This is a genomic window from Paraburkholderia sp. ZP32-5 (assembly GCF_021390495.1).
GTDB lineage: Bacteria > Pseudomonadota > Gammaproteobacteria > Burkholderiales > Burkholderiaceae > Paraburkholderia.
Genome location: NZ_JAJEJP010000001.1, coordinates 1,359,802 through 1,381,914, shown reverse-complemented (window position 1 = coordinate 1,381,914; position 22,113 = coordinate 1,359,802). Strand labels below are relative to the sequence as shown.

The window sequence follows — 22,113 nt, the reverse complement described above, 5'->3', positions numbered from 1 at the left end:
CCGGCGTTCCTTTGCTTGACGCGCGAGCCGGTGCGATAACCGGCGACGCGCGTCGATGAATACGTCCTAGCGATCCACTTCGCCGAACACGATGTCCTGCGTGCCGATGATCGTCACGGCGTCGGCGATCATGTGACCGCGCGCCATTTCGTCGAGCGTGGACAGGTGCGCATAGCCCGGCGCGCGGATCTTCAGGCGATACGGCTTGTTGGCGCCGTCCGAGATCAGGTAGATACCGAACTCGCCCTTCGGATGTTCGACGGCGGCATATGCCTCGCCTTCGGGCACGTGGAAGCCTTCGGTGAACAGCTTGAAGTGATGGATCAGATCTTCCATGTTCGACTTCATGCCGACTCGCGACGGCGGCGCAACCTTGTGGTTGGTCGTCATCACCGGGCCCGGATTTTTACGCAGCCATTCAATACACTGCTTCACAATCCGCGTGGATTGACGCATTTCTTCGACACGCACCAGATAGCGGTCGTAGCAGTCGCCATTCACGCCGACCGGAATATCGAAATCGAGCTTGTCGTAGACTTCATACGGCTGCTTCTTGCGCAGATCCCACTCGATGCCGGAGCCACGCAGCATTGCGCCGGTCATGCCAAGTTGCAACGCACGTTCCGGACTGACCACGCCGATGCCGACCAGACGCTGCTTCCAGATACGGTTGTCGGTAAGCAGCGTTTCGTATTCGTCGACACACTTCGGAAAACGCGTGAAGAAATCGTCGATGAAGTCGAGCAACGAACCTTGCCGCGTCTCGTTCATCTTCGACAATGCCTTCGCATTGCGGATTTTCGAAGCTTTGTATTGCGGCATTGCGTCAGGCAGATCGCGATAGACGCCACCCGGACGATAGTAAGCCGCGTGCATCCGTGCGCCGGACACCGCTTCGTACACATCCATCAGGTCTTCGCGCTCGCGGAACGCGTACAGAAACACCGCCATCGCGCCAACGTCGAGCGCGTGCGCACCGATCCACATCAGGTGGTTCAGCACCCGCGTGACTTCGTCGAACATCACGCGAATGTATTGCGCGCGCACCGGCACGTCGATGCCGAGCAGCTTTTCAATCGCAAGCACGTAGCCGTGCTCGTTGACCATCATCGACACGTAGTCGAGGCGGTCCATATACGGCACGGATTGAATGAATGTCTTGGTCTCGGCGAGCTTTTCGGTCGCGCGATGCAGCAGACCGATGTGCGGATCGGCGCGCTGGATCACTTCGCCGTCGAGTTCGAGCACGAGACGCAGCACACCGTGCGCTGCCGGGTGCTGCGGGCCGAAGTTGAGCGTGTAGTTCTTGATCTCTGCCATGACGTTCTCTTAGTGTTTCAGACCACCATAGCGATCCTCGCGGATCACACGCGGCGTGATTTCCCGCGGCTCGATCGTCACCGGCTGATAGACGACGCGCTTCTCTTCCGGGTCGTAACGCATCTCGACATAACCGGAGATCGGGAAATCCTTACGGAACGGATGACCGATGAAACCATAGTCGGTCAGAATACGGCGCAGGTCCGGGTGGCCTTCGAAAACGATGCCATACAGGTCGAACGCCTCGCGCTCGTACCAGTTGACCGAATTCCAGATTTCCACGACGGACGGCAGAATCGGCATGTCGTCGTCCGGCGCGAATACGCGCAGACGCAAACGCCAGTTGTTCTGTACCGACAGAAGATGCAGCACAGCCGCGAAACGCGGACCGTCATAGGCGCCATCGGCGTACGTCTGATAGTCGACGCCACACAGATCGACGCACTGCTCGAAACCGAGCGAGCGGTCATCACGCAGACGCTTTGCCACGTTAAGGTAGTTGCCCACCTTGACGACGATCGTCAATTCACCGACCGACTCGGTCACGCTCGACAGGAGGCCGCCAAAGGCCGCCTCGAGGTTCGCTTTCAGGGTCTCGAGTTTGCTTGCCATATTGTGGGGGAAGGCGTTGGCCTTATTGACGGGCGATGGTGTTGGTGCGGCGGATCTTGGCTTGCAGCTGGATCACGCCATACACCAGCGCCTCTGCTGTGGGCGGGCAACCCGGCACGTAAACGTCGACCGGAACGATCCGGTCGCAGCCACGCACCACCGAATAGGAATAGTGGTAATAACCGCCACCGTTCGCGCACGAACCCATCGAGATCACCCAGCGCGGCTCGGCCATCTGGTCGTACACTTTGCGCAGAGCGGGCGCCATCTTGTTGCACAGCGTGCCGGCGACGATCATCACGTCCGACTGACGCGGACTCGGACGAAACACCACGCCGAAACGGTCGAGGTCATAACGGGCCGCGCCCGCATGCATCATCTCGACAGCACAGCACGCAAGACCGAACGTCATCGGCCACAACGAGCCGGTGCGCGTCCAGTTGATCAGCTTGTCCGCCGTAGTGGTGACAAACCCTTCCTTCAAGACCCCTTCGATACTCATTTGCTTTCCACTCCAGACGGGGCAGCAAGCCTGGCCACCCGCGCAAACCGGCGATTAATCCATCATTCCCAGTCGAGGCCGCCCTTCTTCCAGATGTAGGCGAAGCCAAGCAGGAATTCGAGCAGGAAAATCATCATTGCCATGAAGCCGGCCCAGCCGATGTCACGCAGGGCCACGCCCCACGGGAACAGGAATGCCGTTTCAAGGTCGAAAATGATGAAGAGAATGGCGACGAGGTAGTAGCGCACGTCGAACTTCATGCGCGCATCTTCGAATGCTTCGAAGCCGCACTCATACGGTGCGTTTTTCTCGGTATCGGGCTTGTTGGGACCGAGGATCTTGCCGATACTGACCAGTGCTACGCCTAAACCGGTGCCCACAATAAGGAACAACAAAACGGGGAAATAGGCTGCGAGGTTCAAGACAATCCTCAATCGGTTGGTTCTGAGTGCCGTCAGGAGCATAGCACCCCCAACGCGAAATCACTTCGTCAGCGCACATGATGCAAGCCCAACGCAAGCTGCGCGCAAGAAGCGAAAATGCCAGCCGAAGCGAAGCAAACGGCTGGCATTTAGATAACATTTGGTGCCGACGGCGAGACTCGAACTCGCACAGCTTTCGCCACTACCCCCTCAAGATAGCGTGTCTACCAATTTCACCACGTCGGCACTCTATGCAATCCGGGAAAACAACTTATAAAACCCGCGAATCGCTTCAAGACTTGAATTGTAACTTGTTTAAACAGTTTGTTCAACGCACAAAGCCACGCCGAACGAAAATTTATTTCGGCACGCCCGTAGCAGGAACGGACACGGGCGAAGCCGGTACCGCCGCCACAGGAGCCGAACCGCCAGCCGGAGCGGAAGCCGCCGCTGGTGCAGTAACCGGTGCGGTCGTCGCCGCGCCCAGCACGCCAGCAGAAGGTTTGGCGTGGTACGCACCGAGGTAAGTAAGCGCAAGCGTCGTCGCGAAAAACAGTGCGGCGAGCACTGCGGTCGTACGTGACAGGAAGTTGGCCGAACCGGTCGCGCCGAACAGACTGCCGGACGCGCCGCTGCCAAATGCAGCGCCCATATCGGCGCCTTTACCGTGCTGCAGCAAAACGAGACCGATAACCCCAAGTGCCGACAACAACTGAACGACGATAATCAATGTTTTCAAATACAGCATCACACTCACCTGAGTCTTTATTTAACCGCGCCGCACACAGCGTGTTGCGCGAAATGGAGTCACCCTCGTCGAGGCGACCCGCTCAACCAGCCGCGCTCGTTGCGGCGGCAGCCTTGCAGATCGCCAGGAAATCTTGATCTTTCAACGACGCGCCGCCGATCAGGCCGCCGTCGATATCGGATTGACGGAATAGCTCTTCCGCGTTTTCCGGTTTTACGCTACCGCCGTACAGCAACGGCACGTCGGCGACCGCCTCGCCCTTTGCCGCAAGACGCGCGCGCAGAAACGCGTGCACCGCTTGCGCCTGCTGCGTGGTTGCGCTCTTGCCCGTGCCAATAGCCCACACCGGCTCATAGGCAACAACGAGCCGGCTCGCCTCCTGCGCCGACAGCTTCGCCAGCACTTCGTCCAGTTGCGCGCCGACCACCTGCTCGGTTGCCCCGGCTTCACGCTCCTCAAGCGTTTCGCCGACACAGACAATCGGCGTCAAACCGGCGTCCAGCGCACGCTGTGTTTTCACCGCGACCAACTCGGCACTTTCACGGTGATACGCGCGACGCTCAGAGTGCCCAACGATCGCGAACGTCGCGCCAAAGTCCGTCACCATCGGCGCCGCTACTTCGCCCGTATAGGCACCATGCGTGAACGCGGAAACATCCTGCACGCCCCACACGACCCGGCTACCTTCCAGCAACGACTGTGTCTGCGCGAGATAGAGACTTGGCACGCACACGCCAACGCGCACGTCGGCGGGCAAGTCGCCCGCACCTTGCGCCACTGCCTGTAGCAGCGTGGCATTCGCGGCGAGCCGCCCGTGCATCTTCCAGTTACCGACTACCAGTTTGGCTCGTTGTTGTTTCGACATCGTCTCGTGTTGTCCTGTCTTGCCGGCGGACTTCGCTCGCGGATCGCCGCCATTCGCGACTGACGATTTGCTGACGCTCGCAGCCCGCTCGTCGGAGTCATCCGGCGCGCGCAAAATGCGCAATTTTACTTCGTGGGTCGGATCGGGTCAAACCGATGGCGTCAAGCGTCCTGACCCCACGTCAGCACGATCTTGCCCACGTGCGTGCTGCTCTCCATCAATGCATGCGCCTCGGCGGCCTGCGCAGCCGGAAACACGCGATGCACGACCGGTTTGATTCGGCCAGCCTCGATATGCGGCCACACATGCTCCTTCAGTTGCGCGGCGATCTGCGCCTTGAACTCGATCGGCCGCGGACGCAGTGTCGAGCCAGTCACCGCCAAACGGCGGCGCAATACTTCGTTCAGATTCAGCTCCGCCTTCGCGCCGCCGAGCAGCGCAATCAGCACGATGCGCCCGCCATCGGCGAGCGCCGAAAGTTCGCGCGGCACGTAGTTGCCGGCCACCATGTCGAGGATCACGTCGACGCCCCGATCGTTGGTCAGAGACTTGATCACCTCGACGAAATCTTCAGTCTTGTAGTTGATTGCCCGCTCGGCGCCGAGTGCTTCGCATGCGCGGCACTTTTCGTCGGACCCCGCGGTCGCGAACACGCGAAAACCCAGCGCATGCGCAATCTGAATCGCCGTCACGCCGATGCCGCTCGAGCCGCCCTGCACGAGCAGAGTTTCGTTCGGGCCGCCCTCGCCTTTACCGAGCTGCGCACGGTTGAATACGTTGCTCCAGACCGTGAAAAAGGTCTCGGGCAGCGATGCCGCCTCCACATCCGACAGACCGGCCGGCGCCGGCAGGCACTGCAGCAGCGGCGCGGTGGCGTATTCCGCATACCCTCCGCCCGCCAGCAGCGCGCACACACGATCGCCAATTTTCAGGCCGAACGGGTTGTTCTTTTCGTCGATCGTTCCGCCGACGATTTCGCCCGCCACTTCGAGTCCCGGCAGATCCGAGGCACCCGGCGGCGGTGCATAGCCGCCCTTGCGCTGAAACACATCCGGACGGTTAATGCCGGACGCCGCCACCTTGATCAACACCTCGCCCGCCTTGGGCTGCGGCATCGGACGCTCCGCCAGCTTGAGGACTTCAGGCGCACCGAATTCGGTGATTTCGATCGCTTTCATCTGCGTCAACTCCAAGATTGGATTGCGTTGCCTACCCGTTGCCGCCACCTGCCGCTTTGCCGCTGCGAACTCAGCCGTGAAGCACACCGCCGGCAGCCTCGCGCTGTCCCGCATGCAAGCAGAATACCCACCGCGACCGGCCGCGTCGCGTTTGAGATCTGCAACGCAATCCATCCTGCATGAAAAACGGCCGGCGCGCTTGCACGCTGCCGGCCGTTTTCTTTTACCGCATTACTGCGGAGTCGGTTCGCCTTGCGGCGCGTCGTTCAGCAATGCCTTCGCCGACAGACGCACACGGCCCTTCTCGTCCGTCTGGATGACCTTGACCTTCACTTGCTGGCCATCCTTCAGATAGTCGTTGATGTCCTTGATGCGCTCGTTGGCGATTTCGGAAATATGCAGCAGACCATCCTTGCCCGGCAGGATGTTCACGATCGCGCCGAAATCGAGCAGCTTGAGCACGGTGCCTTCGTAGACCTGGCCCACTTCGACTTCCAGCGTGATGTTCTCGATACGCTTCTTCGCTTCGGCCATCCCTTCGCTGCTCGTGCTCGCGATGGTAACAACGCCGTCGTCGGAGATATCGATCGTCGTGCCGGTTTCCTCGGTCAGCGCGCGGATCACGGAGCCGCCCTTACCGATCACGTCGCGGATCTTTTCTGGATTGATCTTGATCGTGATCATGCGCGGTGCGAACTCCGACAGTTGCGTGTTCGCGCCGGACACAGCCGACGTCATCTTGCCGAGGATGTGCATGCGGCCTTCCTTCGCCTGCGCGAGCGCGACCTGCATGATTTCCTTGGTGATACCCTGGATCTTGATGTCCATCTGCAGCGCGGTCACGCCTTGTTCCGTACCCGCAACCTTGAAGTCCATGTCGCCGAGGTGATCTTCGTCGCCGAGGATGTCGGTCAGCACCGCAAAGCGGTTGCCTTCGAGGATCAGGCCCATCGCGATGCCGGCAACGTGCGCCTTCATCGGCACGCCGGCGTCCATCAGCGCGAGGCAGCCGCCGCACACCGAAGCCATCGACGACGAACCGTTCGACTCGGTGATTTCCGACACGACGCGAATCGAATAGCCGAATTCGTCGGCACTCGGCAGGCACGCGACGAGCGCGCGCTTCGCGAGACGGCCGTGACCGATTTCTCGGCGCTTCGGCGAACCGACGCGGCCCGTTTCGCCGGTCGCGAACGGCGGCATGTTGTAGTGGAGCATGAAGCGTTCGCGGTACTCACCTTCGAGCGCGTCGATGCTCTGCTCGTCACCCTTCGTGCCGAGCGTCGCGACCACCAGCGCCTGCGTCTCGCCGCGCGTGAACAGCGCCGAGCCGTGGGTACGCGGCAGCACGCCAGTGCGGATTTCGATCGGGCGCACGGTGCGCGTGTCGCGGCCGTCGATACGCGGCTCGCCGTTCAGGATCTGGGTACGGACGATCTTCGCTTCGATGTCGAACAGCACGTTGCCGACGGTCGCCTTGTCGGCCGCCGCGGTACCGCTCGCCGCCGCATCTTCCTCGAGCTTCGCCGAGGTCGCTGCGTAGACTTCCTTCAGCTTGGTCGAACGCGCCTGCTTGTCGCGGATCTGGTAAGCGGCGAGCAGATCGCCCTGAGCCAGTTCCGTCACGCGCGAGATCAGCGCTTCGTTCTTCGCTGCCGGCTGCCAGTCCCACTCCGGCTTGCCGCCTTCGCGGACCAGTTCATGGATCGCATCGATCGCGATCTGCATCTGCTCATGACCGAACACCACGGCACCGAGCATCACTTCTTCGCTCAGTTGCTGCGCTTCCGATTCGACCATCAGCACCGCGCGTTCCGTACCGGCGACGACGAGGTCGAGCGCCGACTCTTTCATTTGCGGGCGCGTCGGATTGAGTACGTATTCGTTGTTGATGTAAGCCACGCGTGCCGCGCCGACCGGGCCGTTGAACGGCAGGCCGGACACTGCGAGCGCCGCCGACGCGCCGATCAGCGCGGGGATGTCGGCGGGAATTTCCGGGTTCAGCGACAGGACGTGGATCACGACCTGAACTTCGTTGTAGAAGCCTTCCGGGAACAGCGGACGCAGCGGACGATCGATCAGGCGCGAAATCAGCGTTTCGCCTTCCGACGGACGGCCTTCGCGGCGGAAGAAGCCACCGGGGATCTTGCCGGCTGCGTAGGTCTTTTCGAGGTAGTCGACGGTAAGCGGGAAGAAGTCCTGACCGGGCTTCGCGGTCTTCGCGCCGACCACGGTGGCGAGCACCACGGTGTCTTCGACATCGACAATTACCGCGCCGCTCGCCTGACGAGCGATTTCACCGGTTTCGAGGCGGACAGTATGCTGCCCCCACTTAAACTCTTTGACGATCTTGTTGAACATAGTCATTGCTTTTCCTCATCGTTATGCCGCGCGGACCGGAAGCGGCGCGGCAACGCCGGGACCGGCGCCACATGGGAAGAGTCGTGTTATGCCATTCCAGAGAATCACGCGCGACGTTCACTACGCGCGAACCGCTGGAATGACACAAAACTCCGCCCTGAAGCCCGGCCATGTTTCTGTTGCTGCTTTCTATACTGCGCTTTTTACTGCCGATACTGCTTGCCTGCTTATGCCGCGCGAACCGGCATACGCCGCGGATCGCAGGCGGCGCGCATCACATGAAGCGCGCCGTGCAAAAACAAAATGCCTGTATCAGCGATAACTGACACAGGCATCTTGCTGAACGACTGGCCGATTACTTACGCAGACCCAGCTTCTCGATCAGGCTGCGGTAACGATCCGCGTCCTTGCCCTTCAGGTAGTCGAGCAGCTTGCGGCGGCGGCTCACCATGCGCAGCAGACCGCGGCGGCTGTGGTGGTCCTTGGTGTGCTCCTTGAAGTGAGCGGTCAGTTCGTTGATGCGGGTCGTGAGCAGCGCGACCTGGACTTCGGGGGAGCCGGTGTCGTTGGCTGCGCGAGCGAATTGCGCGACGACTTCGGACTTCTTGCTGGTTTCAACTGCGGACATGTCGATTTCCTTAATAACTAGACAGGCGGTCACGGAAGAATGGCCGTGCCGTGGAATACCCGTTGTTTTTCGTAACTTGCTGCACCCCGCTTCTGGCCGAGTTTCCGACAGAAGTCAGAACCCTCCCCAGAACGGGACGCGTATTGTAGCACAGGCCCTTTCGGCCGCGAACCCTTGGCTGATGCGACGGATCGGGCATCGCACCCAAACCTGTCAGCGACGCGTTCATCCGCTATGAGCCGGCAGTCTTGCTGCCAAACGTCGGCATCAAGGGCGCGACATCCGGCAGGTGGTGGGCAAGACCGTGCGCTCGGCCGGCAACGCCAGCACCGTGCGGAATCCATACCCTGAGCCCTCGTTGTCGAAACGCACGCCTGGTGTACCGGCCTTGCCCATCTCCATCACGTAAAGGGGTTGGATCAGCTGATGGTCGTCGGCGCGCATCCATGACACGTGAAAGCCGTTGTCGAAGCGCATCCCCTCGAGCGCTTTAGCGACCGCCGTCGGATCGGCACTCCCGGCCCGGGTCATCGCGGCGGCCAGTGTTTCGATCATCAGTGGCATGCGCAGCACCGGGTAGTCGTCCTGTGCGGCCGGGAAACGTGCGCGGAACCCCGCGTACCAGGCATCGGAAGCCGCGCCGCCCGCGTTCGGATGCCAGTCGGCGACTGCGATCACATGACCGACGCCCGCGTCGCCCAGCGCGGCCGGCGCACCGAGGCTGTTGCCATAGAACGTGTAGAACTTCGTGTCGAGCCCCTGCTCGCGCGCTGCCTTCACGAGCAGCGTCAGATCGTTGCCCCAGTTGCCGGTGATCACCGCGTCCGCGCCGCTCGCGCGAATCTTCGCGATATAGGGCGCGAAGTCCTTCACGCGCCCGATCGGATGAAACTCGTCGCCGACCACGCTGATGTCAGGACGCTTCGCCGCCAGCGCCGAGCGCGCGAGGTTGCTGACGTCATGGCCGAAGCTGTAGTCCTGGTTCAGCAGATAAACCTTCTTGACCGCCTTGTCGCGCTCGATCACATCGGCGAGCGCCGCCATGCGCATGCCCGCGTGAGCATCGAAACGGAAATGCCAGAAGCTGCAGTTCGCGTTGGTGAGCGCCGGATCGTCGGCGGAATAGTTGAGGAACAGTTCGCGGTTGTCCGGCTCGCGGCTGTTCTGCTTGTCAATCGCGCCGATCAGTGCGGCGGCGACCGCCGAGCTGTTGCCTTGCAGGATGTAGCCAATGTGGCGGTCGGCGGCAGCGCGCAGTTGCGTGAGCGCTTCCTCGGTGCTGCCCTTGCTGTCCAACACGACGAGTTCGAACGGATGCGCACCATCCGCGAGTTTCACGCCGCCGTGCGCATTCACCTGCTCGACGCCAAAGCGCAGATTGCGCTCGACTGCCGCGCCCGCGTTCGCGAACGGCCCGGACACGCCTTCGATCAACGCAAGCTGGATCGGCGTACCGGTGGGCTTGCTCACGGGCTTGCCGGACGGGCTTGCGGCCTGAAGGCCCGTGGAGGTCGTTGGGGCCGCCGCGTGGCCCGCCATGTGGGCCGCGGACGGATTGCCTCCCTGCCCGGCAGACCCGACAGACGCCGAACTGGCGCTCGTGTGCAGATTCGCCGCCCCGGCAACGCCGGTTTGCGCCGCCATCGAAATCGCCGTCAGCGCAACCGCCGCCGTCCTTCGCCACATCGCCATCATGACTGCCCCGCCCGAATCTTCGAAGCGCGGATCATAGGACGCCGCGCGCGGAATAGGCAAGCCGGCTCATCCGTTATGGTTGGCAGCGGTGCACGCTCACGAAGCGCACTTCTTTTGGCACAGCGCGTGTCAAAATGATGTGTCTCGATGATAAAAACCGCTACTCAAACGCCATCGGAGGAATACATGCTGAACCGCCACCACCGCACGGCGGCCTCAATCACGATGCCGGCCCGGGGTCTGCGCCGAGCCGCGCTCATTTGCCTGAGCGCGCTTGCGCTTGCCGGCTGCGCGCAACCGTGGCAGCAATATCAACAGGGAGCGGACGCATCGACGATCGTCGCGCGCCTCGGGCCACCACGTGAGACCTACGACCTGCCCGACGGCGGCAAGCGTCTGATGTGGCCGACCCAGCCGATGGGCGAAACCACCACCGCCGCCGACATCGACGCAGCCGGCAAGATCGTCAGCGTGCGTCAAGTGCTGCAGCCCAACGAGTTCTACCGTGCCGAGATCGGCAAATGGACGCGCAGCGACGTGCTGGTGAACTTCGGCCGCCCGGTCGAAACGTCGTACTTCCCGCTGATGAAGCGCGAAGTCTGGACCTATCGCTATCTCGAAGACAACGTCTGGTACATGCTGTACAGCTTCTACTTCGACGATCAGGGCATCCTGCGCACGACGCAGAAGACTCCGGACCCGCTGCACGATCCCGATCGCCGCAGCCTGTTCTAAGCGGGAATGCCTTTAGAGCGTATAGCGTCAGGATGCTGAAAGACCACCTTTGTAGGTGGTCTTTTTATTTTTCCGGCAAGGAACCGAGTTTCATTCTGCTTGCGTCAATTTCGGCACGGCGCGCGGCAGGCGCGCCGCACTCGCGTTACTCCGAACGCTGCGGATTCAGCTTGTCCGCGTTCGAATACAGCTTGTTGAGTGCCGAGATATACGCCTTCGCGGACGCCGCGACGATATCCGGATCGGTGCCCACACCGTTGACGATGCGCCCGCTCTTCGACAGCCGCACCGTCACTTCGCCCTGTGCCTGCGTACCGGTCGTGATCGCATTGACCGAATACAGCAGCAGTTCGGAGCCGCTGCCCACCTCAGTTTCGATCGCATTGAGCGTTGCATCGACCGGCCCGTTGCCGCGCGCTTCGCCGGTAATCTCCTTGCCCTCGACCGAAAACACAATCTTCGCGTGCGGCTGCTCACCGGTTTCCGAATGCTGCGACAGCGACAGGAACTTGTAGTGCTCCTTCTCGTGCGCCTCGGCCGATTCCTCGTTGACGATCGCGATGATGTCTTCGTCGAAGATCTCGGCCTTGCGATCGGCCAGTTCCTTGAAGTGCGCGAATGCGGTGTTCAGTTCGGCTTCGCTATCGAGCGCGATGCCGAGTTCCTGCAAGCGCTGCTTGAACGCGTTGCGGCCCGACAGCTTGCCGAGCACGATCTTGTTGGCACTCCAGCCCACGTCTTCCGCACGCATGATTTCGTAGGTGTCGCGCGCCTTCAGCACGCCGTCCTGGTGGATGCCGGACGCGTGCGCAAACGCATTCGCACCGACCACCGCCTTGTTCGGTTGCACGACGAAGCCGGTGATCTGCGAGACGAGCTTCGACGCCGGCACGATCTGCGTCGTGTCGAGACCGACATCCAGACCGAAATAGTCCTTGCGGGTCTTCACGGCCATCACGATTTCTTCGAGCGACGTATTGCCCGCGCGCTCGCCGAGACCGTTGATCGTGCATTCGACCTGGCGCGCGCCGCCAAGCTGCACGCCGGCCAGCGAGTTCGCCACCGCCATGCCGAGGTCGTTATGGCAATGCACCGAAAACACCGCCTTGTGCGAGTTCGGGATGCGCTCGCGCAGCGTCTTCACGAGCTGACCGTAGAGTTCCGGCACGCCGTAGCCCACCGTATCTGCGATGTTGATCGTGGTCGCCCCCTCGGCGATCACCGCTTCGAGCACGCGGCACAGGAAGTCCATATCCGAGCGGCTGCCGTCTTCCGGCGAGAATTCGACGTCGTCCGTGAACTTGCGTGCGAAACGCACCGCGAGTTTCGCCTGCTCGAAAACCTGCTCCGGCGTCATGCGCAGCTTCTTTTCCATGTGCAGCGGCGACGTCGCGATGAACGTGTGAATACGGAAGCGCTCGGCCGGCTTGAGCGCGTCGGCGGCACGCTGGATGTCCTTGTCGTTCGCGCGGGCAAGCGAGCAGATCGTGCTGTCTTTGATGAGGCCCGCAATCGTCTGAATCGCATCGAAGTCGCCATTCGAGCTTGCCGCGAAACCGGCCTCGATCACGTCAACTTTCATTCGCTCGAGCTGCTTCGCGATGCGGATCTTTTCTTCCTTCGTCATCGATGCGCCGGGCGATTGCTCGCCATCGCGCAACGTGGTGTCGAAAATGATCAGTTTGTCGGACATGTCGGGTCTCCTCGGGAGTCGTTCAGATGTGGGGATCGGATCTGGAATGTGCGGATTAGCGCCGCCGCCGGCGCAGCGCGGCCACGTAGAGCATGACCGGAACAGACGGCGGGCGACGGCGCATAAAGACGAGAACGAAGCATGATGGCGCCGTGCGGCGAATGGCCCCGACAACGAGGCCCAGCCGGCCACGCAAACGCACTGATCCAACGACTATAGCGACATTCAAGCCACCGTGCAATGTGCGCCGGGCCGGCCTGGCGGAGGCATCTACAGTGCGCGCGCAACATGAAAAAACGACGAAAAACAGCGGATGCTCAACGAAAAACGGCAGCTCCGCGAGCTGCCGTTTTTCGCCACTACGACGCGCCGATTAAACCTTCAGCGGTCGCGCGACATCGAACGCGCCGGATTGCTCCTGCCGCGCAACGCCTGATACCCCCAGAACACGTAACCGGACAGCCCGTACAGCACGAACAGACCGAACAGCATCAGCGGAGGATCGGACGACACCAGCACGAACGCCACCACCACCAGCAGGATCACGCCGAACGGCACGCGATGACGCACGTCGAGCGCCTTGCCGCTGTAGAACGGCGCGTTCGACACCATCGTCACACCCGCATAGATGGTCAGCACGAAGGCGACCCACGGCAGCCACACCAGTTTCAGCGGCACGCGGTTGTCGGTGGCGAGCCACACGAAACCGGCGATCAGCGCCGCCGCGGCCGGGCTCGGCATACCCTGGAAAAAGCGCTTGTCGACCACGCCGATATTGGTGTTGAAACGCGCGAGCCGCAGCGCCGCGCCCGAGCAGTAGACGAACGCCGCGAGCCAGCCCCAGCGCCCGAGGTCCTTCAGAATCCACTCGTACATCACGAGCGCCGGCGCGACACCGAACGACACCATGTCCGACAGGCTATCGAACTGCTCGCCGAATGCGCTCTGCGTGTGCGTCATGCGGGCGACGCGACCGTCCATGCCGTCGAGCACCATCGCGACGAAGATCGCGATCGCCGCGATCTCGAAACGTACGTTCATCGCCTGCACGACGGCGAAGAAACCGCAGAACAGCGCCGCGGTCGTGAACGCATTCGGCAGCAGATAGATGCCGCGCTTTCTGAGGAATTGCTGACGTTGGGCGCGCCGGCTGTCGGCGACCGGAGACTCCGTCACCACCGGCTTGTTGCGTCGAAACGGCCGCGGCAGCGGTCCGCTGCTACGGGGGCGACGCGGTTTGAATGAGGCCATTCGGACAACCTCCAGTGTGCCGCTTTACAGCTCGGCGAGGATCGTGGACGACGCCGATACCTTCTCGCCGATCGACACACGCGGACGGCTGCCGACCGGCAGATACACGTCGACGCGCGAACCGAAGCGGATGAACCCGTAGCGCTGACCGCGCGTGAGCGGCTCACCGGCGCGTACATAGCAAAGAATGCGCCGCGCGATCAGCCCGGCGATCTGCACCGACGTCACCGTCTGGCCGCCGGCCATTTCGATCACGACCGCATTGCGCTCGTTCTCGAGCGAGGCTTTGTCGACCGCGGCATTCAGATACGCGCCAGGAAAGTATTCGACCTTGGAGATCGCGCCATCGACCGGCGAGCGCTGCGAGTGGACATTGAAGACATTCATGAACACGCTGATCTTCAGCGCTTCGCGATTCGCATACGGATCATGCGCGGTTTCGACGGCGACGATGCGGCCATCGGCCGGGCACAGCACTGCATTCGCCTGAGTCGGAATCGGCCGGGCCGGGTCGCGGAAGAATTGCACGACGAAGATCAGAATCAGCCAGAAGATCCACGCCAAGCCGAACCCCACGAACGCGTGAACCAGCAAGGCAACAACAGCCGCGATGGCAATGAACGGCCAGCCTTCTCGCGCGATGATCGGATGAGGGTAATTCATGGATAGCTTCTGTGTTTTTGTAAAACCGTAGGATAGCAAAAGCCGCCCAGGGTTCAGCACCCTTGGGCGGCTTTTTGACTCGTCCGGCCGCCGCGCCGAGGCGCCGCGCCGGACCTTTCCGCGTCGATGCGCTTAGTTCTTCGACTGGTCGACGAGCTTGTTCTTCGCGATCCACGGCATCATCGCGCGCAGCTTCGAACCGACCTGTTCGATCTGGTGCTCGGCCGTCAGACGGCGGCGCGATTGCAGCGTCGGCGCGCCGGCCTTGTTCTCGATGATGAAGCTCTTCGCGTATTCGCCGGTCTGGATGTCGGTCAGCACGGCCTTCATTGCCTTCTTCGTTTCTGCCGTCACGATGCGCGGACCCGTCACGTATTCGCCGTATTCAGCGTTGTTCGAGATCGAGTAGTTCATGTTCGCGATGCCGCCTTCGTAGATCAGGTCGACGATCAGCTTCAGTTCGTGCAGGCACTCGAAGTAAGCCATTTCCGGCGCGTAGCCTGCTTCGACCAGCGTTTCGAAGCCAGCCTTGATCAGGTCGACGGTACCGCCGCACAGAACAGCCTGTTCGCCGAACAGGTCGGTTTCCGTTTCTTCGCGGAAGTTCGTTTCGATGATGCCGGCACGGCCGCCGCCGTTAGCCGCCGCGTACGACAGCGCGATGTCGCGTGCCGAACCCGACTTGTCCTGCGCAACAGCGATCAGGTGCGGCACGCCGCCACCTTGCGAGTAGGTACCGCGAACCGTGTGGCCCGGTGCCTTCGGCGCGATCATGATGACGTCCAGATCGGCGCGCGGGATCACCTGACCGTAGTGAACGTTGAAGCCGTGTGCGAACGCGAGAGCCGCGCCCTGCTTGATGTTCGCGTGAACTTCCTTCGCGTACACGTCGGCGATCTGCTCGTCCGGCAGCAGCATCATGACGACGTCCGCGCCCTTGACGGCTTCTGCCACTTCCTTGACCTGCAGGCCGGCGTTCTCGGCCTTGCTCCACGATGCGCCGCCCTTGCGCAGACCGACCGTGATGTTCACGCCGCTTTCCTTCAGGTTCAGCGCGTGCGCATGGCCTTGCGAGCCATAGCCGATGATGGTGACCTGCTTGCCCTTGATGAGGGAGAGATCGGCGTCCTTGTCGTAGAAAACTTTCATGTCGGTTCCTTGGCTAGATTCAGTGATTCAGAAAAATTCAGGTGCTGCAAATAGTGTGTTACCAGCCGGGCGGGTGACGCGCTGCCCGGCTATGCGATCGTGACGTCAGACCTTCAGAATGCGCTCGCCGCGACCAATGCCCGAACTGCCCGTGCGGACCGTCTCGAGAATCGCCGTGGAATCGAGCCCTTCGATGAAGGCATCGAGCTTGTCGCTCGCCCCCGTCAGTTCGATCGTGTAGGTCTTTTCGGTGACGTCGATGATGCGGCCACGGAAAATATCCGACATCCGCTTCATCTCCTCACGTTCCTTGCCGACCGCCCTCACCTTGATCAGCATCAGCTCGCGTTCGATATGGGCGCCCTCGGTAAGGTCGACCACTTTCACCACCTCGATCAGGCGGTTCAGATGCTTCGTGATCTGTTCGATCACGTCGTCCGAGCCAATGGAGACGATGGTCATGCGCGACAGCGAACGGTCTTCGGTCGGAGCCACCGTCAAGGTTTCAATGTTGTAGCCGCGTGCCGAGAACAGACCCACCACGCGCGACAACGCGCCTGGTTCGTTTTCCAGCAGGACGGAAATGATGTGTCTCATGTTTCGCTTCTTCCAGATGTTGTGTCGATATCCACGAACGGTGCGGCGCCGCTTCGTCCGCCCACGCCTTTTTTGAAGACGCGCATGACGAAGCCGGCCGCCGGGCCGCCGTTACAGATCTTCCGAACCCATCAGCATCTCGGTGATGCCCTTGCCGGCCTGAACCATCGGCCAGACGTTTTCGGTCGGATCGGTCTGGAAGTCGAGAAACACGGCGCGATCTTTCAGGCGCAGCGCTTCTTTCAGCGCCGGCTCGACATCGGCGGTGCGTTCGATACGCATGCCGACGTGACCGTACGCTTCGGCGAGCTTCACGAAGTCAGGCAGCGCATCCATGTACGAATGCGAATAGCGCTTGCTGTATTCGATCTGCTGCCACTGGCGCACCATGCCCAGATAGCGGTTGTTCAGCGAAAGGATCTTCACAGGGAGGTCGTACTGCTTGCAGGTCGACAGCTCCTGGATACACATCTGGATCGAGCCTTCGCCGGTGATGCACAGCACGTCGTCGTCCGGGTGGGCCATCTTCACGCCCATCGCGGCCGGCAAGCCGAAGCCCATCGTGCCGAGACCGCCCGAATTGATCCAGCGACGCGGCTTGTTGAAGCGATAGAACTGCGCGGCCCACATCTGATGCTGGCCGACGTCGGAGCACACGAACGCGTTGCCGTCGGTCAGCTCCCACGCCTTTTCGACCACGTATTGCGGCTTGATGATTTCACTCTGGCGATCGAACTTCAGGCAGTCTTTCGAACGCCAACCTTCGATGTCCTTCCACCAGTCGGCGAGCGCTGCGGTGTCGGGGCCATGCTCGGCTGTCTGCAGTTGCTCGATCAACTCCTTCAGCACTTCCTTCACGTCGCCGACGATCGGAATGTCGACCTTGACGCGCTTGGAAATGGAGGAAGGATCGATATCGATATGGATGATCTTGCGCGGACGCGACGCGAAGTGCGCCGGGTCGCCGATCACACGGTCGTCGAAGCGCGCGCCGATCGCGATCAGCACATCGCAGTGCTGCATCGCCATGTTGGCTTCGTACGTGCCGTGCATGCCGAGCATGCCGAGGAATTTTTTGTCGCTCGCGCGGTAGCCGCCCAGCCCCATCAGCGTGTTGGTGACGGGAAAGCCGAGCAGATCGGCGAACTGGTTCAGCTCACGCGACGCATCCGCGAGAATGATGCCGCCGCCGGTATAGATATACGGGCGCTTTGCCGACAACAGCAGCGAGACCGCCTTGCGGATCTGACCGGAGTGGCCCTTCGTGACCGGGTTATACGAGCGCAGCGACACGCTCTTGAGCGGCTCGTACTGGCACGGCGCCTTCGACACGTCTTTCGGAATGTCGATCAGCACCGGACCGGGACGGCCGGTACGGGCGATATAGAAGGCTTTCTTGACGGTAGCGGCGAGATCGCGCACGTCCTTCACGAGGAAGTTGTGCTTCACGCAAGGACGCGTGATACCGACCGTGTCGCATTCCTGGAATGCGTCCTGACCGATCGCCGCGGTCGGAACCTGACCGGTGATGATCACCATCGGGATCGAGTCCATGTACGCGGTCGCGATACCGGTCACCGCGTTGGTGACGCCGGGGCCCGAGGTCACGAGACACACGCCGACCTTGCCGGTCGAGCGCGAGTAGGCGTCGGCAGCGTGGACGGCGGCCTGTTCATGGCGCACCAGCACGTGCTGGAATTTGTCCTGCTTGTACAGCTCGTCGTAAATGTAGAGTACCGAGCCGCCGGGATAGCCCCAGACGAACTCGACCTCTTCGTCGGCCAGTGCCTTCATGAGCACGGTGGCGCCGATAGAGTCTGCTTCGTGTTGGGGGGTCGTATCCGACGTGGAGAATTCCGCGCTGGGCATATTCATCGTTTGACCTTTCGAATTTTCGGCAAAAAATTGATCGGGTGCTCTCTGCCGGGCTTGTGGCTCGGGTTCAAGCGGCGCGTCCAGTTGACAGGTGAGCTTCTTGGGCTGCACCTCAATTGAGACAACTCACTTATGTTGCGAACCAGCGACGATAGCTGCAGACACGTCCGCGGTCAAGCAAATTTGCCTCGCGCGAACGTCGGCGGCCACCGCGCGACGGGCGATCGTCGCGACGCACGAGGCGCCGTTATGTAATTGCAAGCTAACGCACGTTTCACCCCGAGTGTCGCGAAAGTTTGTTAGCATCCGCGAGTTTTACGACATTTTTCGACCGATTACGCGCACGCTTGCTGCGCCGACCCCCAAACGGATGGCATCAGACAAGGAACTCGCCGATTTTCTGGCGGGCGTTGAAAGACGCGCGTTCAAGCAGACGGTCTACGCCGTGCGGGACGATGACGCGTCGCTCGACATCGTGCAGGACGCGATGATCAAACTCGCCGAAAAATACGGCGACCGTCCGGCAGCCGAACTGCCGCTGCTGTTTCAGCGTATTCTGCAGAATGCGATGCACGACTATTTCCGTCGTGCCAAAGTACGCAACACGTGGATCAGTCTGTTCTCATCGCTCGGCAATTCTGAAGACGACGATTTCGATCCGCTGGAGACCTTCGAGGCCGAGCAGGGATCGGCCGGCGCCGAGAGCAACGAGCAGAAGCTCGAACGCGAGCAGGTCCTGCAGTTGATCGACGATGAAATCCAGAAATTACCGGCACGTCAACGGGAGGCGTTTCTCATGCGTTATTGGGAGGATATGGATGTCGCCGAGACTGCCGCCGCAATGGGCTGCTCCGAAGGCAGCGTGAAAACGCACTGCTCGCGGGCCACCCACACGCTGGCGCAAGCGCTCAAGGCGAAAGGAATCACGCTATGAGCTCCCTCGAAAACAGAGAACTCGAGTTCGCCCGCCAGGTGCGCCGCGCGCTCGACGAAACCACCGCCAGCCTTCCCGCCCCCACCGTCGACCGGCTCGCCGCCGCACGTCGGGCGGCGCTTGCTCGCAAGAAGCCCGAAACCGTCAGTGCGCCGGTGTTCGTGCCCGCTTTCGCCGGCATGCCGGCCGGCCTCTCGGGTCTGCCCCCAGCCGACCCCGCACCCCGCCGCCGCTCGTCGCTGCGCCGCTTCGCGCTCGCATGGCCGGTCGTCGCGCTGGTGGTGAGCCTGATCGGTATTGCGTATTGGGAAGATCACCAGCGCACCGCGGAGCTGGCCGATATCGATGCGGCCATGCTGAGCGACGACCTGCCGCTCAATGCGTATCTCGACCACGGCTTCAACGCGTATCTTTCACGCGCCCACTGAGCGGGAGATTCTTCGGGTGAGTTACAAGCGCGGCCTGGCCGTTGTTTTCGGATGCACGATTGCGGCCCTGGTGTCGTTCGCCGCAACCTATCCGCGCTTTCACCCGAGTCCGTCGCCCGTGAGCGCCCGCCCGGCAGGCGGCAACGCCGGTGCGCATGGGCCCGCGCCGGTGCCGGCACTGTCCGTCGAATTGCCCGGCCTGCCGGGTAGCAACAGTCCGCTCGCATGGTCCCGGCTGAGCGCCGCCGACCACGTCGCGCTTGCGCCGTTCGAATCCCAGTGGGACTCGTTTAGCGACGAACGCAAACGCAAATGGATCAAGATCGCGTCGCGTTACCCGAAGATGTCGCCCGATGCGCAAAAGCGTCTGCATGAACGCATGAGTGAGTGGGTGCGCATGACGCCCGACCAGCGCCGCGTCGCGCGCGAGAACTATCAGGTGTCGAAGGAATTGCCGCGCGAAGCCCGCCAGAATGCGTGGAAGGCGTATCAGCAGCTACCCGAAGAACAGAAGGAGCGGCTTGCCGCCAGCGAGCACAAACGCCGGCCGAGCGTCGTGAGCGCGCCGCCGTCGGCGCACAACGAAATCAAGGGCATCGACCGGCTCGTCAACGCGCGCGAGCAGAAAGCCGGCGCCAGCGCCGCAGTGGCGGCCAGCGCCGCGGCTGCCGCGTCGGGACCGGCCGCGGCGCCGCTGCCGTCGCCTCCCGCGATTCCGGCCGCGGGCAGCTTCGTGCCGGCCACGCCGATCCCGGTGTCACCGGCCGAAGCACCGTCGATCTTCAACGGCTCCTGAACCCACTCTCCTCACGCCGCCCTCCATCCCGTGTCCCAACCGCTCGCCACTCCGACTTTGCCCGCCGCTGCCCCCGACGGCACGGCGCCCACCGTACGGCGGCGGCTCGCGGCGCTGCTCTACGAAGCGGTGATCCTGTTCGGCGTCGTGTTCCTCGCCGGCTATCTGTTCAGCACGCTGACGCAGCAACGCAACGGGCTCACGCACCACAACCTGCTCGCCGGCTGGATCGGACTCGTCGTCGGCGCGTACTTTGTATGGTTCTGGACTCACGGCGGCCAGACGCTGCCGATGAAGACCTGGCGTCTGCGTGTCGTGAGCGCTGACGGCGCGCCGCTTTCCGTCGCTCGGGCGATCGCGCGTTATGTGCTGGCATGGTTGTGGTTTTTGCCGCCGCTTGCGTTGCATCCGGTGCTTGGGATGGGGGTGCCGCAGACGCTTGTGGTTTCGGGTGTCTGGTTCGTGGTGTGGGCCGCGAGTGGGCGGTTCGATCCGCAGCGGCAGTTTCTGCATGATCGGATTGCGGGGACCAGGGTGGTTGGGGTCGCTCGCTAGAACAGGTCAAGAAAAAACCCAAAAAGCCAGACCAACGACAAACCCAGCCCCCGGCACGGCCCCCTCGTAATAAGAACTTCTCATGACTGTCACGGCACAGTCACGCGCGCCTGGCCCAATACGGGCATCGCCACTCGACGCGTGAGCCATGGACACCAAAACGTCCGCGACTTCCTTCTTTCGCCAAAACGGCCCGAGCGTCGACCCTGTCGCGTTCCGTCCGGCCCCCGGTTCCACCCAGCACGGTTTGCCGTTACCGGTGACGCCGCCATTCGATGCCAACGCCGATCACGCCGACGACACTCACGCCGATCCGCATCGCTATCGCACCATCTGGCTATCCGACATCCATCTCGGTTCCAGCGGCTGCCAGGCGAACTATCTGCTCGACTTCCTGCGCCATAACGAATCGGAGTACCTGTACCTCGTCGGCGACATCATCGACGGCTGGCAGCTGAAGAAGGGCTGGTACTGGCCGCAGGGCCACAACGACGTCGTGCAGAAAGTGCTGCGCAAGGCGCGCAAGGGCACTCAGGTCATCTACGTGCCGGGCAATCACGACGAAGCCGCGCGCCAGTTCTGCGATCTCGCGTTCGGCGACATCCACGTGCGCGGTGAAGCCTTTCACACGACGCTCGCCGGCAAACGGTTGTGGATCGTGCACGGCGATCTGTTCGACGGCGTGATCCAGCACGCGAAGTGGCTCGCCTATCTCGGCGACACGCTCTACACGATGATCCTCGTGCTGAACCGCTGGTTCAACCGGATCCGCAGCAAGCTCGGCTTCCCGTACTGGTCGCTGTCGCAGTACCTGAAGCATCAGGTAAAGAACGCGGTGAACTTCATCTCGTCGTTCGAAACGGTGATGACCGACGAAGCGCGCCGCCGCGGCTGCGACGGCGTGGTCTGCGGACACATCCACAAGGCCGAGATGCGCGAGATCGACGGCGTGCTCTATTGCAACGACGGCGACTGGGTCGAGAGTCTGTCGGCCCTCGTCGAGACCTATGAAGGCGAACTCAAGGTGATTTACTGGACCACGCTGCGCGCGCCGCAAACGGGCACGCAGAAGGCCCGCGCCACTGCATAGCAGTTCCACCTCCACT

The 22,113-nt window shown here is 62.0% G+C and carries 23 protein-coding genes and 1 tRNA gene; 7 read left to right on the top strand and 17 right to left on the bottom strand.

What is annotated here, in order from left to right:
• Positions 1-66 precede the first annotated feature (66 nt).
• The 9 genes from L0U82_RS05885 to pnp all read right to left on the bottom strand — a co-directional run bounded on the left by L0U82_RS05885 (position 67) and on the right by pnp (position 8,014).
• Positions 67-1,320, bottom strand: a complete 1,254-nt coding sequence (locus tag L0U82_RS05885; RefSeq protein ID WP_233829119.1) for an NADH-quinone oxidoreductase subunit D — start codon at positions 1,318-1,320, stop codon at positions 67-69.
• A 9-nt stretch (positions 1,321-1,329) separates the two neighbouring features.
• Entirely contained in the window at positions 1,330-1,932 is a 603-nt protein-coding gene (locus tag L0U82_RS05880; protein WP_233829118.1) for an NADH-quinone oxidoreductase subunit C, read from the bottom strand.
• Between the two features lie 22 nt (positions 1,933-1,954).
• Positions 1,955-2,434, bottom strand: coding sequence for a NuoB/complex I 20 kDa subunit family protein (locus L0U82_RS05875; RefSeq protein WP_006052903.1), 480 nt, complete (start codon positions 2,432-2,434; stop codon positions 1,955-1,957).
• A 62-nt stretch (positions 2,435-2,496) separates the two neighbouring features.
• Positions 2,497-2,856: an NADH-quinone oxidoreductase subunit A gene (locus L0U82_RS05870; RefSeq protein ID WP_075296569.1), complete on the bottom strand. Its 360-nt coding sequence runs from the start codon at positions 2,854-2,856 to the stop codon at positions 2,497-2,499.
• 161 nt (positions 2,857-3,017) lie between these two features.
• Positions 3,018-3,102: transfer RNA gene (locus tag L0U82_RS05865), tRNA-Leu, on the bottom strand.
• Between the two features lie 112 nt (positions 3,103-3,214).
• Positions 3,215-3,604 carry a preprotein translocase subunit SecG gene (secG, locus tag L0U82_RS05860; RefSeq protein ID WP_233829117.1) on the bottom strand — a complete coding sequence of 130 codons (390 nt, stop codon included), beginning with the start codon at positions 3,602-3,604 and terminating at the stop codon, positions 3,215-3,217.
• Positions 3,605-3,686: 82 nt separating this feature from the next.
• The gene (gene tpiA / locus L0U82_RS05855) at positions 3,687-4,469 is read right to left on the bottom strand and encodes a triose-phosphate isomerase (RefSeq protein ID WP_233829116.1); all 783 of its coding nucleotides are present in this window, start codon (positions 4,467-4,469) and stop codon (positions 3,687-3,689) included.
• A gap of 161 nt (positions 4,470-4,630) precedes the next feature.
• Positions 4,631-5,647, bottom strand: coding sequence for an NAD(P)H-quinone oxidoreductase (locus L0U82_RS05850; RefSeq protein ID WP_233829115.1), 1,017 nt, complete (start codon positions 5,645-5,647; stop codon positions 4,631-4,633).
• A 231-nt stretch (positions 5,648-5,878) separates the two neighbouring features.
• Complete coding sequence (gene pnp, locus L0U82_RS05845) at positions 5,879-8,014, bottom strand: polyribonucleotide nucleotidyltransferase (RefSeq protein ID WP_233829114.1); 2,136 nt, start codon at positions 8,012-8,014, stop codon at positions 5,879-5,881.
• Positions 8,015-8,178: 164 nt separating this feature from the next.
• Here pnp and L0U82_RS05840 point away from each other — a divergent pair, with 164 nt between their 5' ends.
• Positions 8,179-8,334, top strand: coding sequence for a hypothetical protein (locus tag L0U82_RS05840; RefSeq protein ID WP_233829113.1), 156 nt, complete (start codon positions 8,179-8,181; stop codon positions 8,332-8,334).
• A gap of 29 nt (positions 8,335-8,363) precedes the next feature.
• Here L0U82_RS05840 and rpsO read toward each other — a convergent pair whose 3' ends face one another.
• Together rpsO and L0U82_RS05830 are read right to left on the bottom strand one after the other, a co-directional pair.
• Positions 8,364-8,636, bottom strand: coding sequence for a 30S ribosomal protein S15 (gene rpsO, locus L0U82_RS05835; RefSeq protein WP_233829111.1), 273 nt, complete (start codon positions 8,634-8,636; stop codon positions 8,364-8,366).
• A gap of 267 nt (positions 8,637-8,903) precedes the next feature.
• A complete protein-coding gene (locus tag L0U82_RS05830) occupies positions 8,904-10,331 on the bottom strand; it encodes a branched-chain amino acid ABC transporter substrate-binding protein (RefSeq protein ID WP_233833152.1) in 1,428 nt (475 codons plus the stop codon).
• 186 nt (positions 10,332-10,517) lie between these two features.
• Here L0U82_RS05830 and L0U82_RS05825 point away from each other — a divergent pair, with 186 nt between their 5' ends.
• Complete coding sequence (locus tag L0U82_RS05825) at positions 10,518-11,066, top strand: hypothetical protein (RefSeq protein ID WP_233829110.1); 549 nt, start codon at positions 10,518-10,520, stop codon at positions 11,064-11,066.
• 145 nt (positions 11,067-11,211) lie between these two features.
• Here L0U82_RS05825 and L0U82_RS05820 read toward each other — a convergent pair whose 3' ends face one another.
• The 6 genes from L0U82_RS05820 to L0U82_RS05795 all read right to left on the bottom strand — a co-directional run bounded on the left by L0U82_RS05820 (position 11,212) and on the right by L0U82_RS05795 (position 18,294).
• A complete protein-coding gene (locus L0U82_RS05820) occupies positions 11,212-12,759 on the bottom strand; it encodes a 2-isopropylmalate synthase (RefSeq protein ID WP_233829109.1) in 1,548 nt (515 codons plus the stop codon).
• A 381-nt stretch (positions 12,760-13,140) separates the two neighbouring features.
• The gene (gene pssA / locus L0U82_RS05815) at positions 13,141-14,010 is read right to left on the bottom strand and encodes a CDP-diacylglycerol--serine O-phosphatidyltransferase (protein WP_233829108.1); all 870 of its coding nucleotides are present in this window, start codon (positions 14,008-14,010) and stop codon (positions 13,141-13,143) included.
• 24 nt (positions 14,011-14,034) lie between these two features.
• Entirely contained in the window at positions 14,035-14,673 is a 639-nt protein-coding gene (locus tag L0U82_RS05810; RefSeq protein ID WP_233829107.1) for a phosphatidylserine decarboxylase, read from the bottom strand.
• Positions 14,674-14,805: 132 nt separating this feature from the next.
• On the bottom strand, positions 14,806-15,822 hold the full coding sequence (ilvC, locus tag L0U82_RS05805) for a ketol-acid reductoisomerase (RefSeq protein ID WP_233829106.1): 1,017 nt from the start codon (positions 15,820-15,822) through the stop codon (positions 14,806-14,808).
• Between the two features lie 105 nt (positions 15,823-15,927).
• The gene (gene ilvN, locus L0U82_RS05800; protein ID WP_025602412.1) at positions 15,928-16,419 is read right to left on the bottom strand and encodes an acetolactate synthase small subunit; all 492 of its coding nucleotides are present in this window, start codon (positions 16,417-16,419) and stop codon (positions 15,928-15,930) included.
• Between the two features lie 111 nt (positions 16,420-16,530).
• Complete coding sequence (locus tag L0U82_RS05795; RefSeq protein ID WP_233829105.1) at positions 16,531-18,294, bottom strand: acetolactate synthase 3 catalytic subunit; 1,764 nt, start codon at positions 18,292-18,294, stop codon at positions 16,531-16,533.
• 370 nt (positions 18,295-18,664) lie between these two features.
• Between L0U82_RS05795 and L0U82_RS05790 the strand changes: the two genes are divergently transcribed.
• The 5 genes from L0U82_RS05790 to L0U82_RS05770 all read left to right on the top strand — a co-directional run bounded on the left by L0U82_RS05790 (position 18,665) and on the right by L0U82_RS05770 (position 22,097).
• Positions 18,665-19,228 carry an RNA polymerase sigma factor gene (locus L0U82_RS05790; RefSeq protein ID WP_233833150.1) on the top strand — a complete coding sequence of 188 codons (564 nt, stop codon included), beginning with the start codon at positions 18,665-18,667 and terminating at the stop codon, positions 19,226-19,228.
• Positions 19,225-19,656, top strand: coding sequence for a DUF3619 family protein (locus L0U82_RS05785; RefSeq protein WP_233829103.1), 432 nt, complete (start codon positions 19,225-19,227; stop codon positions 19,654-19,656). The genes L0U82_RS05790 and L0U82_RS05785 overlap by 4 nt, the downstream gene beginning before the upstream one ends.
• A gap of 16 nt (positions 19,657-19,672) precedes the next feature.
• Positions 19,673-20,452: a DUF3106 domain-containing protein gene (locus tag L0U82_RS05780; RefSeq protein WP_233829101.1), complete on the top strand. Its 780-nt coding sequence runs from the start codon at positions 19,673-19,675 to the stop codon at positions 20,450-20,452.
• A 30-nt stretch (positions 20,453-20,482) separates the two neighbouring features.
• Entirely contained in the window at positions 20,483-21,007 is a 525-nt protein-coding gene (locus L0U82_RS05775) for an RDD family protein (protein ID WP_233829099.1), read from the top strand.
• Positions 21,008-21,155: 148 nt separating this feature from the next.
• Positions 21,156-22,097, top strand: coding sequence for a UDP-2,3-diacylglucosamine diphosphatase (locus tag L0U82_RS05770; protein WP_233829097.1), 942 nt, complete (start codon positions 21,156-21,158; stop codon positions 22,095-22,097).
• Positions 22,098-22,113: the final 16 nt, after the last annotated feature.